The sequence below is a fragment of the Kitasatospora sp. McL0602 genome (assembly GCF_052076145.1).
Taxonomy (GTDB): Bacteria; Actinomycetota; Actinomycetes; order Streptomycetales; family Streptomycetaceae; genus Kitasatospora.
Map to the genome: position 1 here is coordinate 560784 of NZ_CP197246.1, position 17266 is coordinate 578049.

The 17266-nt window shown below is 74.3% G+C and carries 15 protein-coding genes; 5 read left to right on the plus strand and 10 right to left on the minus strand.

Annotated features, from left to right (window positions below; genetic code table 11):
- Window positions 1-22: 22 nt before the first annotated feature.
- The 3 genes from ACR68M_RS02665 to ACR68M_RS02675 form a co-directional block, all read right to left on the minus strand.
- Entirely contained in the window at window positions 23-793 is a 771-nt protein-coding gene (locus tag ACR68M_RS02665) for an enoyl-CoA hydratase family protein (protein ID WP_441248740.1), read from the minus strand.
- 154 nt (window positions 794-947) lie between these two features.
- Entirely contained in the window at window positions 948-1400 is a 453-nt protein-coding gene (locus tag ACR68M_RS02670) for a hypothetical protein (protein WP_441248741.1), read from the minus strand.
- Window positions 1401-1473: 73 nt separating this feature from the next.
- Entirely contained in the window at window positions 1474-2763 is a 1290-nt protein-coding gene (locus ACR68M_RS02675; protein WP_441248742.1) for an MFS transporter, read from the minus strand.
- A gap of 70 nt (window positions 2764-2833) precedes the next feature.
- On the opposite strand from ACR68M_RS02675, the gene ACR68M_RS02680 reads away from it, so the two are divergent.
- Both ACR68M_RS02680 and ACR68M_RS02685 read left to right on the plus strand, forming a co-directional pair.
- Entirely contained in the window at window positions 2834-3817 is a 984-nt protein-coding gene (locus ACR68M_RS02680) for an ArsR/SmtB family transcription factor (RefSeq protein ID WP_441248743.1), read from the plus strand.
- 135 nt (window positions 3818-3952) lie between these two features.
- Complete coding sequence (locus ACR68M_RS02685; RefSeq protein WP_441248744.1) at window positions 3953-6235, plus strand: glycosyl hydrolase family 18 protein; 2283 nt, start codon at window positions 3953-3955, stop codon at window positions 6233-6235.
- Between the two features lie 22 nt (window positions 6236-6257).
- On the opposite strand, the gene ACR68M_RS02690 is transcribed toward ACR68M_RS02685, so the two are convergent.
- Window positions 6258-7517 carry a geranylgeranyl reductase family protein gene (locus ACR68M_RS02690; protein WP_441248745.1) on the minus strand — a complete coding sequence of 420 codons (1260 nt, stop codon included), beginning with the start codon at window positions 7515-7517 and terminating at the stop codon, window positions 6258-6260.
- Window positions 7518-7635: 118 nt separating this feature from the next.
- Here ACR68M_RS02690 and ACR68M_RS02695 point away from each other — a divergent pair, with 118 nt between their 5' ends.
- Complete coding sequence (locus ACR68M_RS02695) at window positions 7636-8997, plus strand: dipeptidase (RefSeq protein ID WP_441248746.1); 1362 nt, start codon at window positions 7636-7638, stop codon at window positions 8995-8997.
- A gap of 21 nt (window positions 8998-9018) precedes the next feature.
- On the opposite strand, the gene ACR68M_RS02700 is transcribed toward ACR68M_RS02695, so the two are convergent.
- Window positions 9019-10092 carry a hypothetical protein gene (locus tag ACR68M_RS02700; RefSeq protein ID WP_441248747.1) on the minus strand — a complete coding sequence of 358 codons (1074 nt, stop codon included), beginning with the start codon at window positions 10090-10092 and terminating at the stop codon, window positions 9019-9021.
- Complete coding sequence (gene def, locus ACR68M_RS02705; protein ID WP_441248748.1) at window positions 10089-10748, minus strand: peptide deformylase; 660 nt, start codon at window positions 10746-10748, stop codon at window positions 10089-10091. Before def ends, ACR68M_RS02700 begins: the two co-directional genes overlap by 4 nt.
- 152 nt (window positions 10749-10900) lie before the next feature.
- Between def and ACR68M_RS02710 the strand changes: the two genes are divergently transcribed.
- Both ACR68M_RS02710 and ACR68M_RS02715 read left to right on the plus strand, forming a co-directional pair.
- A complete protein-coding gene (locus tag ACR68M_RS02710; RefSeq protein WP_441248749.1) occupies window positions 10901-12001 on the plus strand; it encodes an alpha/beta hydrolase in 1101 nt (366 codons plus the stop codon).
- 2 nt (window positions 12002-12003) lie between these two features.
- On the plus strand, window positions 12004-12708 hold the full coding sequence (locus ACR68M_RS02715) for a hypothetical protein (RefSeq protein ID WP_441248750.1): 705 nt from the start codon (window positions 12004-12006) through the stop codon (window positions 12706-12708).
- Between the two features lie 4 nt (window positions 12709-12712).
- Here ACR68M_RS02715 and ACR68M_RS02720 read toward each other — a convergent pair whose 3' ends face one another.
- The 4 genes from ACR68M_RS02720 to ACR68M_RS02735 form a co-directional block, all read right to left on the minus strand.
- On the minus strand, window positions 12713-13516 hold the full coding sequence (locus ACR68M_RS02720; protein WP_441248751.1) for a DUF4184 family protein: 804 nt from the start codon (window positions 13514-13516) through the stop codon (window positions 12713-12715).
- Window positions 13517-13597: 81 nt separating this feature from the next.
- Window positions 13598-14683 carry an NUDIX domain-containing protein gene (locus tag ACR68M_RS02725; RefSeq protein WP_441248752.1) on the minus strand — a complete coding sequence of 362 codons (1086 nt, stop codon included), beginning with the start codon at window positions 14681-14683 and terminating at the stop codon, window positions 13598-13600.
- A 115-nt stretch (window positions 14684-14798) separates the two neighbouring features.
- Window positions 14799-16217 carry an acyl-CoA synthetase gene (locus ACR68M_RS02730; protein WP_441248753.1) on the minus strand — a complete coding sequence of 473 codons (1419 nt, stop codon included), beginning with the start codon at window positions 16215-16217 and terminating at the stop codon, window positions 14799-14801.
- An 85-nt stretch (window positions 16218-16302) separates the two neighbouring features.
- Window positions 16303-17265 (minus strand): electron transfer flavoprotein subunit alpha/FixB family protein, encoded by a 963-nt coding sequence (locus ACR68M_RS02735; protein WP_441248754.1) that lies wholly within the window; start codon window positions 17263-17265, stop codon window positions 16303-16305.
- Between the last annotated feature and the right edge of the window lies 1 nt (window position 17266).

Below are 17266 nucleotides of genomic sequence, written 5' to 3' on the forward strand. Positions count from 1 at the left end.
GCGCCCGTACCGCCCGGGGCCGTCAGACCTGGGCGGCCCAGGGCGCCGGGCGGCGCTCCAGGAAGGACCGCATGCCCTCCTGGGCCTCGGGCGAGCCGAACAGCCGGGCCGACAGCTGCACCAACTCCTCGGCGTGCTCCTCGAAGGAGGCCACCACCGCCGCGTTGGTCAGCCGCTTCGACTCGGCGAGGCCCTGCGGGGAGCCGAGGCGGAGGGCGTCCAGCACGGCGGTGAGGGCGGCCGCCGGGTCGTCCGCCGCCTCGGTGATCAGGCCGATCCGGGCGGCCTCGGCGGCGTCGAAGGTCTCGCCGGTCAGGTAGTAGCGCGAGACCGCCCGCGAGGTCAGCCTCGGGCGCAGCGGCAGCGAGATGACGGCGGGGGCCAGGCCGAGGCGGACCTCGGTGAACGCGAAGGTGGAGAGCGGCCCGGCGATGACGATGTCGGCGGCGCCGAGCAGGCCGAGGCCCCCGGCCCGGACGTGGCCGTCGACCAGCGCGACGACGGGCTTGGGGCAGTCGACCAGGGCCCGCTGGATGTCCACCAGGCCGCGCGGCCCGACCGTCGGGTCGCTGCCGGTCGCCTCGGAGAGGTCCGCGCCCGCGCAGAACACCTTGCCGGTGTGCCCGAGCACCACCGCCCGGACGGCGGGGTCGGCGGCCGCGTCGGCGAGGCCCTTGGTCAGCTCGGCCATCAGCCGGGTGGAGAGGGCGTTGCGGTTGTGCGGGGAGTCCAGCTCCAGGGTGGTCACGGCGTCGGCACTGGTGATGCGGACGAGCGGTGCTTCGCGGGTCATCGCGGCTGGCCTGCTTTCCGGCTGAGGGTGTGGGTCGGGAGTGCGCGGCACCGGTACGTGCGCGCCGGGAGGACTCTGGCACGCCGCCACCACCTTGATCCAGACCCCGCCGGAAAACCCCTGGTCAGCGCCGCGTCGGGCGCGTCACATCACCTCACGAGGTGTAGTACTCGGCGTACCAGGCCGATCGCGTCCCGACGGAGAAGCCCTCGAAGTCGTCGGCCGCCTCGCAGTCGAGCAGCCGCCGGAGCGCTTCACCGGCCTCAGGCGTCGAGCGCGCGGCCAACCACGCCTTGGTCTCGGGGAGGCCCGCGCCGCAGAGGAGTTGGATGTCGATCGAGCAGTCGGAGTCGAAGCTCGCGGTCTTGGCGCTCCACACCAGCAGGACGTCGTCGAGGCCGCCCGCGTGGAACAGCTGGACGCAGCAGAGCTTCATCAGCGCGGTGTCGCCGTCGCCCTGGGCCCGCCGTTCGAGCCGGGTCTGTGCGGTCAGGAGCTCGCGCACCTCGCCGAGGCTCGTGCCGGTGGGGCGCAGCCCGTACCGGCGGAGGCTCTCGTCCTCGTCCATCGCCGTGCCCTTCGTGTCCCACTGGCCCGAATCCCGCACACCCTACTCCCGGTGGGCCGGGCGGCCGGGGCTGCATCCGGTCAGCCCCCGCCACGCGCGCCACCCCGGTGGGCTACGCCGACGCCCCGGCGGGCTGTGCCGCGACGCGGGCGCGGGCCCAGCGGACGGCAGGGCCCATGGCCAGGCCGGAGACGGCGAAGAGGGCGGCGAGCAGGGCCCAGCCGAGCAGGCCGTTGCCGATCACGACGGTGGTGACCAGGGCGGGGCCGAGCATCATCGAGGCGGACATCCCGGCGTTGAAGACGCCCTGGTACGCGCCGTGGGCGCCCTCGCCCGCCAGGTCGTAGCTGAGGGCCCAGCCGGCGGCCTGGGAGTAGATCTCGCCGAGGGCCTGGAGGCCGACGCCGAGGACCACCAGGGTGGCGGCGACCCAGGCGGACACGCCGTGGGCGAGGCCGACCACCAGGCAGGCGGCGGCGACCAGCAGGCCGCCCCGGGCGAATATCCGGGCGGCGGCCGCGGAGTCCTCGGTGCCCTTGGTGGCACGGACCTGGAGGGCGACCACGAACACCATGTTGACGATCAGTGAGCCCGCGACCATCACCCGGGGGGCCTCGGTGTGCTTGGCGATCCAGAGCGGGACGCCGATCTCGATGGTGGCGAACTGGATGCCGAGCGCGGCGTTGAGCAGCGTCACGGCGAGGAACGGCAGGTTGCGCAGCGCCGGGTTGCGGGTCCGCGCCGTCGCCGGGGCCCCCGCGGCCTCGGCGACGGCGCGGGCCCGAGCGGCGACCGGCACGGTGGTGAAGAGCACGGCGACGAGGAAGAAGGAGGCCGAGTCGACGAGGATGGCGGCGACGTACGCGGCGCGGGTGTCGGCCTGGAGGGCGAGCGCGGCGGCCAGGGTGCCGCCGCCGAGGCCGAGGTTGGTGACGACGCGCAGGTAGGCGCGCCCGGCGACCCGGCGGTCGGCCGGCAGCACCTCGGCGTAGAGGGCGTTGCGGACGGCGGCGGAGCCCCGGTCGGCGGCGGTGACGAAGCAGGCGAGCAGGACGAACGCGGTGAACTGGTGCACCAGCACGTACCCGGCGGTGCCGATGCCCTCCAGCGTGCACAGGGTGATCAGTACGGGCTTGCTGCCCCAGCGGTCGGCGGCGCGTCCGGCGGGGATGCTGGCGAGGACGCCGCAGAGCCCGGCGGCGGTGAGGCCGATGCCGACCTGGGCGGGGCCGAAGCCGAGGATGCGGGTGAGGAAGAGCGCGCTGAGGGTCATCAGCAGCCCGTTGCCGAGGGTGTTGACCATGGTGATCACGGCCAGGCGGCGGACGATCGGATCGGGGTGCAGGAGGCGTGGAGGGCGTGCGGGAGCTGCCGACGGATCGGCCGTGTCGATGGCGGTCATGCGGTGATCACACCGGATGCGGCGAAGCGGCGGAATTGATTTAGTCTCTGGCTAACGGATGGGGGTTCAAATGTACCGATTCAGGCTGGAGCTGGCCGATCTGGCGGACGCGTCGTTCGCCTGTTCGCCGCTCCAGGAGGCGGTGCTGGGCCTGCGGATGTGGAAGCACCCGGGGGTCTACACCTGGCAGACGGCCTGGTTCGAGCGGCTCCGGCCGGAGTTCGAGCGGCTCGACACGGAGTTCCTCTGCTCGCTGGTGGCGACCAGCAACCGCTACGTACCGGACTTCCTGACACCCCGACCGACGACGGCCTTCCCCGACTTCCACAGCGAGCTGGCGGTGGTCCGCGCGCTGCCGCCGGAGCTGCTGGCGGAGGAGCTGGAGCGGACCTTCCTGCCGCACGACCACGAGCTGCCGCCCGTGCTGGCGGCGGGGCTGGCCGACCCGGCACGGCTGCTGACGCGGATCGCGGACGCGCTCGAGGAGTACTGGGAGCGCTGCCTGGCCCCCGGCTGGTGGCCGCGCGCCCGCTCGGTGCTGCACTCGGACATCGTCTACCGCTCCCGAATACTGGGCGAGCGGGGTGCGGCGGCGCTCTTCGCGGATCTGGACGGGCGGGTCCGGTGGGAGGACGGCACGCTGACGATCCTGCGGGACTGGGGGCCGAGCAACGCCGAGATCGTGGTCGACGGGCGCGGGCTGGTCTTCCTCCCGACCTTCTTCGCCCGGGGCGCGATCACCACGATCGGCGACGACTGCCCGCCGGTCATCAACTACCCGGCCCGCGGCCGGGCGGCGATGGCGGGCACCCCGCAGCCCCCGCCGACCCCGCAGGCCCTGGAGCAGTTGCTCGGCACGCCGAAGGCCCGGCTGCTGGCCCTGCTCGCCGAGCCCTTCACCACCACCGAGCTGGCCGCCCGCCTCGGCGTCACCCCCGGCGCCGTCAGCCAGCAGCTCGCCGTGCTGCACGCCACCCGCCTGGTGACCCGGGCCCGGCACGGCCGGATGGTGCTCTACACGCGCAGCCCGCTCGCCGACGAGCTGTACGGCTGACGCACTGCCCAACCCCAACTCCCGCATGGTCTAGTCCTGTTGACGGAGTGGTCCAGTCCTCCTACAGTGCGCGCAGGCACCCCGCACTCCCTGCACCCCTGTACGGCACCCCCACACCACACAGGGAGCACCACCATGCGTGATCGTCACCGTCACCGGGCGAGAGCCGCCGCGCTGCTCGCGGCCCTCGTCCTCCCGCTCGCCCTGCTCGTCGCCGCACCCGCGCACGCCGCCGGGCGCCTCACCGCCGCCTTCGCCTCGGCCGACAACGGCTCCTGGTGGAAGGGCACGTACGTCGTCCACAACGACAACGCCGCCGCCGTCACCGGCTGGACGCTGGAGTTCGACCTCCCGGCCGGAGTCACCGTCAGCAACACCTACAACGGCACCGCGACGGTCACCGGCAGCCACCTGAAGGCCGTCAACGCCTACTACAACGGCACCGTCAACGCGCACGGCACCACCGAGCCGTACAGCTTCTGGTTCGTCGCGACCGGCCCGATCGGCGCGCCGCTGAACTGCCGGATCAACGGCGACAAGTGCGACGGCAGCGCGGACGTCCCGCCGGGCGCCCCCGGCGCACCGAAGCTCACCACGGCGACCGCGCACACCCTCGCGCTGAGCTGGCCCGCCGCCGCGCCCGGCGACTTCCCGGTCGCCTCGTACGACGTGCTGAGCGGCAGCACGGTGCTCGCGAGCACCACCGCCGCCGCCACCACCGCGACGGTGACCGGCCTGACCCCGGCGACGGCGTACACCCTCACCGTCCGGGCCAGGGACAGCCGGGGCAACACCGGCCCGATCGGCCCCGCCCTGACGGCCCGCACCGTCGACCCGGCGGGTGACCCGACGCCGCCGACCGCACCGGGCCACCTGCGCAGCACCGGCGTGACGTCCGCGAGCGTCTCGCTCGCCTGGGACGCGGCGAGCGACAACGTCGGCGTGGTCGCGTACGACGTGTACCAGGGCGGCACGCTCGCCCAGACGGTCACCGGCACCAGCGCGACGGTCTCCGGCCTCTCCCCCGCCACCGCGTACAGCTTCACGGTGAAGGCCCGGGACGCCGCCGACAACACCTCCCCCGCCTCCGACCCGCTCGCCGTCAGCACCGGGGACATCGCCGGGCAGGGCAGGTACGCCAAGGTCGGGTACTTCGCCCAGTGGGGCATCTACGGCCGCCAGTACTTCGTGAAGAACCTCGACACCTCGGGCAGCGCCGCCAAGCTCGACGTGGTCAACTACGCCTTCGAGAACATCGACCCCGTCAACCTCACCTGCCTCGCGGGCGTCACCAAGGGCACCACCGCCGACCCGGAGGACCCGGACCAGGGGACAGGAGCGGGCGACGCCGACGCCGACTACGCCCGCCCGATGAGCGCGGCGCAGTCCGTGGACGGCGTGGCGGACGACGGCTGGGGCGCACTGCGCGGCAACTTCAACCAGCTGAGGAAGCTCAAGGCCAAGTACCCGAACCTCAAGGTCGTGGTCTCGCTCGGCGGCTGGACGTACTCCAAGTACTTCTCGGACGCGGCGGCCACCGACGCCTCCCGGAAGAAGCTGGTCTCCTCCTGCATCGACACCTGGATCAAGGGCAACCTGCCGTCCTACAGCGGCGCAGGAGGCCCAGGCTCGGCAGCCGGGGTGTTCGACGGCATCGACATCGACTGGGAGTGGCCGGGCTCGCCCGACGGGCACCCGGGCAACCACTACAGCGCCGCCGACAAGGGCAACCTGACGCTGCTGCTGGCCGAGTTCCGCCGCCAGCTGGACGCCCTCGGCGGCCCACACAGGCTGCTGACGGCCTTCACCCCCGCCGACCAGAACAAGATCAACGCGGGCTGGGACCTCTCCCAGGTCTTCACCTCCCTGGACGTCGGCAACATCCAGGGTTACGACTTCCACGGCGCGGGCAGCGACAACTCCTGGGAGCCGAACCGCACCGGCCACCAGGCCAACCTGTACGCCTCCAGCACCGACCCGTACGGCTTCCACTTCAGCACCGACGCCGCCGTCCAGCTCTACCTGGCCGCCGGGGTCAACCCGCGCAAGCTGACCATCGGCATCCCGTTCTACGGCCGGGGCTGGCAGACCGTCACCGACGGCGGCGTGCACGGGCTCTGGCAGAGCGCGAACGGCGCAGCGCCCGGCCAGTTCCAGGAGGAGGCCGGGACACGCGGGTACAACAACCTGATCACCGGCGTGCCCGGCCTCACCGTCTACCACGACACCCAGGCCGTCGCCAGCTACGCCTACACCGGCGCGGGCGGCCAGTGGTGGACCTTCGACGACCCGTGGTCGATCACCCAGAAGGCCGCCTACGTGAAGGCCGAGGGGCTGCTGGGCACCATGATCTGGGAGATGTCCGGCGACACCCCGACGGGCACCCTGATCAGCACCCTCGACAGTGGCCTGAAGTGACGCCGCCGAGGGAGCCCTGCCGTCACCGGGCGGCGATCGCCGCCAGCCGCCGCGCGGCGCGGTAGTCGCGCAGCACCTGGGCGAAGGTGGTGTGCCCCTGCGTGGTCCGGGCGAAGGCCCGCCACGCGGGGGCGACCAGGCAGACGGCGGCGTGGAAGAGGTACGGCCGGCGCTCGAAGGCGTCCAGCATCACCTTGCCCGCTCGCATCTCGACGCCCAGCCCGGCCTTGATCGCGAAGGCGTAGTTCAGCGCCTGCCGCCGCACGTCCGCCGAGCCGTTCGCCTCGGCGACCTTGACGGCCCACTCGCCCGCGAGCCGCCCGGAGCGCAGCGCGTACGAGATGCCCTCGCGGGTCCACGGCTCCAGCAGCCCGGCCGCGTCGCCCGCGACGAGCACCCGGCCCCGGGAGAGCGGCGAGTCCTCGGCGCGGCAGCGCGTCAGGTGGCCGGATTCGATGCTGGGCGTGAACCCGGCCAGGCCCAGGCGGCCGATGTAGTCGGCCAGGTACTGCTTCGTCCGCTCGCCGTCGCCGCGCGCCGAGATGACGCCGACGGTGAGGGTGCCGGAGTCGGTCTTCGGGAAGACCCAGCCGTAACTGCCGGGCAGCGGGCCCCAGTCGAGGTGGATCCGCCCGGCCCAGGCCTGCGAGACGGACTCCGGCACGGGGATCTCGGCCTCCAGCCCCAGGTCGATCTGGTCGAACGTCACACCGACGTGCCGCCCGACCCGGCTCGCGCTGCCGTCCGCGCCGACCACCGCACGGGCCTCGACCCGGCGCCCGTCGGCCGTGGTGACGGCCACCGTCCGGGTGTCACCGCCCTGCTGCTCGACGCCCGTCACGGTGACGCCGGTGACCAGCACCGCCCCGGCCTGCTCGGCGGCCTGCACCAGGCGCAGGTCGAACTCGTCTCGGTTGACCAGCCCGAAGAGCATCCGCTTCGAGCGCCGGGTGCGGGTGAAGCGGCCGCTCAGCGCGAAGGTGACGGCGTGGATGCGGTCCTGCAGCGGCAGCTTGAAGTCCGGCGGCAGGCTGTCCCGGGAGGGGCCGATGATGCCGCCGCCGCAGGTCTTGTAGCGGGGGTGCTCGGCCTTGTCCAGGAGCAGCACCCGCCGCCCCTGGGTGGCGGCCGCGTGCGCCGCCGAGGCCCCGGCCGGCCCGGCGCCGACCACGACCACGTCCCAGACGCCGTCGAGCGGATCGGGCTCGCCCACCCCGGCGGGGTCGGGCAGGGCGGTGGGGTCGATGCGGTCTCGGCCGAGGGAGCTACCGGAATCAGTCACGACCACCAATCCTAGAGGCTCCACCAACGGACCAGCCATGCCCCGGGCCGGGGCTCGCCGGGTCCTATGATCGGACGACCCCTTGTACCGCTCCCCGACCAACCCCTCGGAGAAGTTGATGACCCAGCAGTCCCTGGCGGCGGCCGTCCGATCCCTGATGCCCCGCGCCAAGGCCGACCTGGCCGAGCTGGTGGCCTTCCCGTCCGTCGCCGACCCCCGGCAGTTCCCGGTCGAGGAGTGTGAGAAGGCGGCCCGCTGGGTCGCCGACGCCCTCGCCGCCGAGGGCCTGACGGGCGTTCGGCTGATCGACACCCCGGACGGCACCCAGTCGGTGTACGCCGAGCTGCCCGGCCCGGCCGGCGCGCCGACGGTGCTGCTCTACTCGCACTACGACGTGCAGCCGCCGCTGGACGACGCCGGCTGGCACAGCCCGGCCTTCGAGCTGACGGAGCGCGACGGCCGCTGGTACGGGCGCGGCGCGGCCGACTGCAAGGGCAACCTGCTGATGCACCTCACCGCCCTGCGCGCCCTGCGCGCGACGGACGGCAGCTACCCCGTCGGCCTGAAGGTGATCGTCGAGGGCTCCGAGGAGCAGGGCACCGGCGGCCTGGAGCGGTACGCCGAGGCCCACCCCGGGCTGCTCGCCGCCGACGCCATCGTGATCGGCGACACCGGCAACTTCGCCGCCGGCCTGCCGACCGTCACCGCCTCGCTGCGCGGCATGACGGTCGTGGAGCTGGCGATCACCACCCTCGGCGGCAACCTGCACTCGGGCGCCTTCGGCGGCGCCGCCCCGGACGCGCTGCAGATCCTCGTCCGCGTCCTCGCCTCGCTGCACGACGAGCACGGCGACGTCGCCGTCCAGGGCCTGCGGACGGACCAGGCCTGGTCCGGCGTCGAGTACACCGAGGAGCAGTTCCGGGCCGACGCCAGGGTGCTGGACGGCGTCGAGCTGACCGGCACCGGCAGCGTCGCGGACCGCCTCTGGGCCCGCCCGTCCGTCACCGTCCTCGGCATCGACGCACCGCCGGTGATCGGCGCGACCTCCTCCGTGCAGTCCGCCGCCAAGGCCCTGGTCAGCCTCCGCATCCCGCCGGGCACCGCCCTGAAGCCCGCTCAGGACGCCCTCGTCGCCCACCTCGAAGCAGCGGTCCCGTTCGGCGCGCAGGCCGTCGTCACCCGGCTCAGCGGTGGCGAGCCCTTCAGCGCGGACACCACCGGCCCGGCGTACGAGGCCATGGGCGCGGCCATGCTCGAGGCCTTCGGCAAGGAGATGGTCGCCTCCGGCGAGGGCGGGTCCATCCCGCTCTGCAACACCCTGCGCACCCTCTACCCGCAGGCGGAGATCGTGCTGATCGGCGTCGAGGAGCCCACCACCCAGATCCACGCCGTCAACGAGAGCGTCGACCCGCTGGAGCTGGAGCGGATGGCCCTCACCGAGGCCCTCTTCCTGCAGAAGTACGCCTCGCTGCACAACTGACGCCGGCTCACGCGCTCACCCTCAGCGACTCCGGCCGGCCGCCAACCGGACGGCCGGAGTCCGGCGCTGCCCCGTGCCGAGCAGCACGGACGCGACGCCCGCCAGCGCGAGCACCCGCCACAGCACGTCGCCGCCGCGCACCGCGAGGCCCTCGGCGAGGCGTACGGCCCGGTCCGGAGCGTGGGCGGCGACCACCAGGGCGAGGTCCGCGCGTGCCGCCTCCTCGAAGTCGCGGTCGCCGATCATCGAGATGACCTCCAGCGCCCGGCCGGGCCCGGTGACCGCGACGGCCGCTGCGGCGGCGGCCAGCGCCTCCGCCCGCTGCGCCCGGTCGGTGATGCCGTCGGCGATCCGGACAGCCCGGTCCGGGTCGGTGGCCGCGACCGACCGGGCGACTCCGGCCAGGGCGTGCGGGCGCTGCCTCCGGTCGGCGAGCGATGCCACCAGGCTCAGCGCCCGGTCGGGGTCGACGAGTGCCACGGCCTCCGCGACGGCGGGCGCCGCCCACGGGTCGTAGCGGTCGGGGAGCAGCCGCAGGGCCCGGCCCGGGTCGGTGGCCGCCACCGACCGGGCGACACCGGCCAGCGCCACCGTACGGGAGTACCCGGCATCGATCCCGGCGGCGATCTCCTCGGCCCGGTCCGGGGCGAACTCGGCGACGGCCGAAGCGAATTCGGCGGCCGACTGCGGGCTCCACCCGGCGGGCGGGGCCGCGCCCAGGATGTACGTGTCGAGGACGTACGTCCCGTTGCCGGGACGCCGGGGGTCCTCGGCCTTCACGATGTCCGCCAGTGCCTTGGCCCGGTACGCCTCGTGGAAGTCGCGCACGCTGTCCACGGCACGGCGGAGATCGGTGGCGGCGACGGCCACCGCGATGTCGGCCAGCACCGACTGCCTGCGGTCCTCGTCCTCCAGGGTGGCGGCGAGGCCCAGCGCCGTCGCCTCGGCGACGCCCGCGAGCACCGGCGCGACCGCGGCGAGGCAGACCCGCCGGAGCTGCTTGCTGCGGGCCTCGGCCGTGAGCCGCAGCGCCTGGTCGAGCGCCGTGGCGGCGTGGTCGGCGGGCGAGGCGGCCGTGGCGGGAGGTGGGGTCACTTGCCGAGCTCCTCGGCCAGGGCCGCGCGCCGGGCGAACGTCTCGTCCATCGACGCGGCCATCTCGCGCAGGGCCGACTTGCGGTCCCGCTGGGAGAGCCGGTCCAGGTACAGCTGACCGTGCAGGTGGTCCGTCTCGTGCTGGAGGCACCGGGCGAAGTAGCCGTGGCCCTCGATCACCAGCGGCCCGCCGTCCTTGTCGAAGCCCCGGACGACGGCATGGTCCGGGCGGGCCACCGTCCGGTAGGGGCCGGGGACGGACAGGCACCCCTCGTCCTCCTCGACCAGCCTGCGCCGCTCGGCGGGCAGCTCGCCCAGGACGGGGTTGGCGATGTGCCCGACGTGCCGGACGCCCCAGTCGTCCGTGATGTCCCACACGAACAGCTGGAGGTCCACGTCGACCTGGTTCGCGGCGAGCCCCGCACCCTCGGCCACCTGGTTGGTGGCGAACATGTCGTCGATCAGCCGGGCCAGCTCCGGCGTCCCGAACCCGGTCACCTCCCGGCACCGGCGGTGCAGGATCTCCTCCCCGACGACCGTGATCCGGCGCACCGCTCCCCGCTCGACCTCCGGCGCGAGCAGCGGGTACGCGTCGACGTGCTCGCCCTGCACCCGCACCCGGCGGTCCTTCGGGGTGTCATCGAGCTGAACTGTCATCGGTCTTCTCCTCCTCGGGGTTCCGAGCGAGCATTCCAGACGAGTCGCCGGGGAGCTTTTCATTTCGCGGGCCCAGCCGCTCTCCACCCAGAACTGTGATCTTCAGCCGGGCCCGTTGTGGCGCTCGCCCGACAGGTGATTGGCTTCGACGCATGGATGCAGGGCGAGCCTTCCCCACCCGCACAGGCGGGCTGACGTGCCGTCCGGGCCCGGCGGCGGCGCCCCCGCTCGACCCCGAACTGCGGCTCGCGCTGGCAGCCCTGGGAGAGCGGGCCGGCGGGCCGGTCACCCCGGAGAACCTCGCCGCCCGGCAGGCCCGGGACGCAGCGGCCCGCCCCCGGCCGACCGCCCGGGAGCTCGCTGCCGACGGCCGCTTCGAGGTGACGGAGCTGCACGCCCCGGGCCCGCCGGGCGCGCCGGACGTCACACTCGTGAGCGCCCGGCCCGCCGGTGTCGCACGGCCGCTGCCGCTGCTGTACTACCTGCACGGCGGCGGGATGATCATGGGCAACGCCTGGTCGGTGCTCCCGCAGCTGCTGCGCGAGTGGGCCCTCCCACTGGAGCTGGCCGTCATCTCCGTCGAGTACCGGCTGGCCCCGCAGGCGCAGTACCCCGGCCCGGTCGAGGACTGCTACGCCGGCTTCACCTGGGCGGCCGAGCACGCGGCCCGCCTGGGCATCGACCCGGACCGCATCCTCCTCGGCGGCAAGAGCGCCGGCGGCGGGCTCGCCGCCGCACTCGCCCTGCTCACCCGTGACCGGGGCGGGCCCGTGCCGATCGGGCAGCTGCTCCTGTGCCCGATGCTCGACGACCGCGGCACCACATTCTCCAGCCGCCAGATGACCGGCCTCGACACCTGGGACAGCACCTCCAACGCGACCGCCTGGCAGGCCCTGCTCGGCGACCGGTACGGCGCTGCGGACCTGCCGCCCTATGCGGCCCCCGCCCGCGCCACCGACCTGGCCGGCCTGCCCCCGGCCTACATCGACGTCGGCTCGGCCGAGACCTTCCGGGACGAGGACGTGGCCTACGCGAACGCGATCTGGCAGGCCGGCGGCGAGGCCGAACTGCACGTCTGGCCAGGCGCCTTCCACGGCTTCGACACCTTCGCCCCCCAGGCGGCCCTCAGCCAGGACGCCCGCGCCGCCCGCACCCGCTGGCTCCGCCGCCTCCTCGCCCGTACCGCCGTTCCTGCGGGCACCGGAAGCCGTTCGACAGGCGCGGCCGGGGTGGACCATGATCCACACTCGTGACGATGCCGACGCACCTCCTGATCCGGGCCGCCGCGCGCAACAACGCCGAGTGGTGCGCCGCGATGAGCCGATCGCACGGCCTGGTCGGCGAGTTCGGCGCACAGGCCTGGGCCGCCCCGGCCCGGACGCCGCTGTACTACCCCGACGCGGTGACGCTGCTGCCGGGTGCCGACCCGGCCGCGCTGGCAGCCCAGGTCGACACCACCGCGCCCGGTGCCTCCGTCAAGGACAGCTTCGCCGACCTCGACCTGACGGCCTCCGGCTTCGAGGTGCTGTTCGAGGCACAGTGGATCCACCGCCCGGCGGGTGCGCCCGCCACCGCATCGGACCTCGCCTGGGCTGTGGTCCGAGACCCGGACGCGCTGCGCGCCTGGGCCCTCGCCTGGGGCGGCGCGGACGGCAACGCGGACCTCTTCCGGCCTGAACTGCTCGACGACCCGGCCACGTTCGTGCTCGCCGGACAGCCGGCCGACGGCCGCGTGGTCGTCGGAGCGGTGGCAAGCCGCAGCGACCAGGCGGTCGGAATCTCCAACGTCTTCGCGCTGGACGGCAACCCCGACGCGGCCTGGCCGGTCGTACTCGACGCGGTGCACCGGCTGTTCCCCACCCTGCCGGTGGTCGGCTACGAGCACGGCGACAACCTGGCGGCCGCCCTCCGCCACGGCTTCGAGCCGGTCGGTCCGCTGCGGATCTGGCTTCACGCCTAGGCTGTCAGACCCCTGCGTGGCTCCGGCTCGGCTCGCGCCGCCGCCGGGCGAGCAGGCGGGACGCGCCCGCGTAGACCACGAGGCCCGCGGCCAGCCCGGCGCCGCCGCCGAAGCAGAACTCCCCGACGAAGTCCCGCTCCCCGCGGGCCAGCCGCTGCACGACCCCGGCCACCGTCGCGACGGCCAGCCCGCCGAGCACGGCGCGCCGCACGCGCGGCCGCACCGGCTCGGTGAGCGGCTGCGCCTCGGCGCCGCTGCGGGCCACCCGTCGCAGGTGCAGGCCGATGTACCCGAGGCCGAGCAGCGAAGTCCCGTACTGCAGTGCGGCATGCAGCGGCACTCCAGCGACGGGGTGGTCGAGCACCGGGAAGGCCCGGACGCCGGCCGCGCCGTCGTGGGTGAAGGAGTCCCAGAAGACGTGGGTGGCCGCCCCGATCACGGCGGAGGCCGCGAACCACCCCGGCCGCCCCTTCGCCCCCGGGCCCGTCCACCCACCGGCGGGTGCGGTCGCAGCCTCGGCGACCGCCGCCCAGCGCCCGGGGAGCAGCGCGACCACGGGCCCGCGCAGCAGGCCGTGCCAGAGCGCCACCAGGGCGCCCGCGACCGCCAGGTCCGCCGTCGGCACGGCCCACCACTGGTGGATCAGATCCCCGACGGCGAAGGCCCCGGGCAGGAACGATTCGGCGTAGTACGGCACATCCGGTGCCATCGAGCCCGCAACCAGCGCCGAGGCGATCAGCGGCCCCCGCCCCCGGGCACCGTCCAGCATCGGAAGGACGGCGGCGGGATGGCTGAACGTGAAAGGCATGGCCCCATCCTGCCCCGCCCACGAAAGCCGTACCAAACCCGCGACGACCCGACCCCCAGCCGCACCCCGAGGCCGGGCACCTCACTCCGTCCTCGGCACCCCGTCCACCCTGGGCGCCCGCCTGGCCCCGTCCGCGGTGGGCACGCCGGCCTCCAGGTACCGCAGCTCGCCGCGCTCGCGGGCGTCGAGCGCCGCGCCGAGCCGCCGCTGCCGGGCCGGCGGCAGCAGCGCGCCGGCCTCCTCCAGGGTGACCAGCCGCCAGCCGCGCAGCTCCTCGGGCGGCAGCCGCAGGGCGGCGAGCGCGTTGCCGGAGAGCCGGCCACCGTCGTAGACCAGCCGCAGGCCGCCCCGGCGCGGGCCCGTCCGGGGCTCCCAGTCGACGGCGAGCAGCCGCAGGGCGGAGGTCTCCAGCCGCAGCCCGAGCTCCTCGGCAACCTCCCGCTGGGCGGCGTCGGTGGGCGCCTCCCCGCGCTCGACGACCCCGCCCGGGAACTCCCAGGACGGCTTGTAGACGGGGTCGACCAGCAGCACCCTGTCCTGCTCGTCGAAGAGCAGTACGGCGGCCGCGACGGTGTCGCCGGTCGAGTCGGTGCTCTGGACGATGGGGCAGCGGGCCGTCCCGTCCTTGATCAGCTCGGCGAGCCGTTCGGCCGTCCGGACGGCGTCCAGCCCGCCGGTGTCGACCAGCTCGGCGTCGCGGGTCAGCCAGCGTTTCGCGTGCCGGTACTGCGGGAGGTGTTCGAGGCACCAGGTGCGGATCCGGGCGCTGGCCGCCGGATCACCGGGGCACTCCTCCCGAGCCGCGATCCGTTCTTGCAGGATCGTTTCCGCAGCATCCAGGACGAAGTGGTGCACCGCCAGCCCCCGGGCCGCCAGTGCGCCGAAGAGCTCGTCCCGGTAGTCCTCCCGCAGCAGCGTCATCGGCACCACCAGCGGCCCCGGCACCTCCGCGAGCAGCGCTGTCGCGACCTCCGGCACCAGTCGGCGCCAGGAGGGCAGGTCCTGGTAGTCGGAGACCGGCGTCATCCGGTCCGCGGGCAACAGCCTGCGCAGCTCCTGCCCGACCGTCTCCGGGTCGAACAGCAGGCTGCCGGGCAGCAACTCGACCAGTTCACGGCAGGCACTCGTCTTGCCCACCCCGAACGCGCCATTGACCCAGACGATCACAGCATCCCCTGCCTTCGCTTCCCCCGGCACCCTCGTGCCGGGGCCCACCACCCCAGGTGGTACCCGCCCCGGGCCGGTGCCCATGCCTCCGCCAAGGCCACTCCCCCACCGGGTCCTACTCCAGCAGCTGCTTCTTGAGCACCTTGCCCATCGCGTTGCGCGGCAGCTCCTCGACCAGCACCACCCGCCGGGGCCGCTTGTGGGCCGACAGCCGCTCGGCGACGAACGCGCTCAGCTGCTCCCCCGTCACCGCGCCGTCGGCGATCACGTACGCGACCACCACCTGCCCGAGGTCAGCATCCGGCGCGCCGACGACCGCCGCGTCGGCCACCGCCGGGTGGTCCCGCAGGGCGGCCTCGACCTCGCCCGCGCCGATCCGGTAGCCGCCGCTCTTGATCAGGTCGACGGAGGCCCGGCCGACGATCCGGTGGAAGCCGTCCGGGCCGATCACCGCGACGTCCCCGGTCCGGAACCAGCCGTCGGCCGTCCAGGCCTCCGCATCGGCGTCCGGCCGCCCGAGGTAGCCGGAGAAGAGCGTGGGGCCGCAGACCTGGAGCTCACCGACCGTCTCGCCGTCGTTCGGTACGGGGGCGCCGTCCTCGCCGACCAGCCGGGTCCGGACGCCCTCCACCGGCAGCCCGACGCTGCCGGGGCGGCGTTCGCCGTCGGCCCGGGTGCTCACGGTGATGAGCGACTCCGTCATGCCGTAACGCTCGATCGGGGCCTGCCCGGTGAGCGCGGCCAGCCGCTCGAAGACGGGGACGGGCAGCGGTGCACTGCCGGAGACCAGCAGCCGCGCCGAGGCCAGCTCCTTCGCCGCGCCTTCGTCCGCCGCCAGCCGTGACCAGACGGTCGGCACCCCGAAGTACAGGCTCCCGCGCGCCTCCGCGTACGCCCCCGGCGTGGGCCGCCCGGTGTGCACCAGCCGACTGCCGGTCCGCAGTGCGCCGAGCACGCCGAGCACCAAGCCGTGCACGTGGAACAGCGGCAGGCCGTGCACCAGGGTGTCGTCGGCGGTCCACTGCCAGGCGTCGGCGAGCGCGTCCAGTCCGGCGGCGACGGCCGAGCGGTGGATCACCGCGCCCTTGGGCGCTCCGGTGGTGCCCGAGGTGTACAGCACGAAGGCCGTACGCTCCGGCGCGGGCTCGGTGAGCGCGCCCCCCGAACGGGCCGTCAGCTCCACCTGGAAGGTTTCAACTCCGTCCACCTGGCTGTCGCCCGCCCCGACCGCCAGCAGCGCCGCCCCCGAGTCCCGCAGGATGTGGTCGCGCTCCTTCGGCCCCGAGTCCGGCGGCAGCGGCACCACCGGCACGCCCGCCAGCAGCCCGCCCACCACGGCGACCACCGTCTCGGCGGAGGGTCGCGCCAGCACCGCGAGCGCGGGCGCCCCCGCCACCCGCCCGGCGAGCGCCGTCGCCGCGCCGAGCAACTGCTCCCGCGACATCGCGTACCCGTCGATCCGCAGCGCGTCGGCCTCGTCCCGGACGCCACCCGCCAGTGCCGTCAGCAGCGGCCGCGCCGCACCTTCTCCCATGCCTCGGGACTCTAGCGGCCCGGGTACGCCGAAGGGCGCGGTCCCGGAAAACCCGGGGCCGCGCCCTTCGGTGCAACGCTGCTGCTCAGCCCTTGCGAGCCTGCACCTCGGCGGTCAGCTGCGGCAGGACGGCGAACAGGTCACCGACGACGCCGTAGTCGACGAGCTCGAAGATCGGCGCCTCGGGGTCCTTGTTGATCGCGACGATCGTCTTCGAGGTCTGCATGCCGGCCCGGTGCTGGATAGCGCCGGAGATGCCCGCCGCGACGTACAGCTGCGGCGAGACCTGCTTGCCGGTCTGGCCGACCTGGTTGGTGTGCGGGTACCAGCCGGCGTCCACGGCGGCGCGCGAGGCACCGACGGCGGCACCGAGCGAGTCGGCCAGCTGCTCGACCACGCCGAAGCCCTCGGCGGCACCGACACCACGGCCACCGGAGACCACGATCGCGGCCTCGGTCAGCTCGGGGCGGCCCGAGGAGACGCGCGCGGTGCGGGCGACGACCTTGGCGGCCTTGCCGGTGAACTCGACGGTCACGTTCTCCACGGTCCCGGCGGCCGGGGCGGCCTCGGGGCTGGTGGAGTTCGGCTTGACCGTGATGACCGGGGCGCCGTTCGACACCTTGGACTTCACCTGGAAGGAGGCGGCGAACACCGACTGGGTCGCGACCGGGGCGCCGTCGACGGCCTCCAGGTCGACGGCGTCGGTGATGATGCCGGAGCCCAGCCGCAGCGCGACGCGGGCCGCGATCTCCTTGCCCTCACCGGAGGAGGTGACCAGCACGGCCGCCGCCCCGGTGGTCTTGGCGATCTGCGCCAGCGCGTCGACCTTCGGGACGACCAACTGGTCGGCGAACTCGGCACCGTCGACGACGTACACCTTGACCGCGCCGAACTCGGCCGCCTTGGCGGCGATGTCGGCGGCGGCGGAGCCGGCACCCAGCACGACCGCCGAGGGCTCGCCGATGCGGCGGGCCAGGGTCAGCAGTTCGAGGGCCGGCTTGCGGACCACACCGTCGGCGTGGTCTACGAGGACGAGAGTCTCACCCATT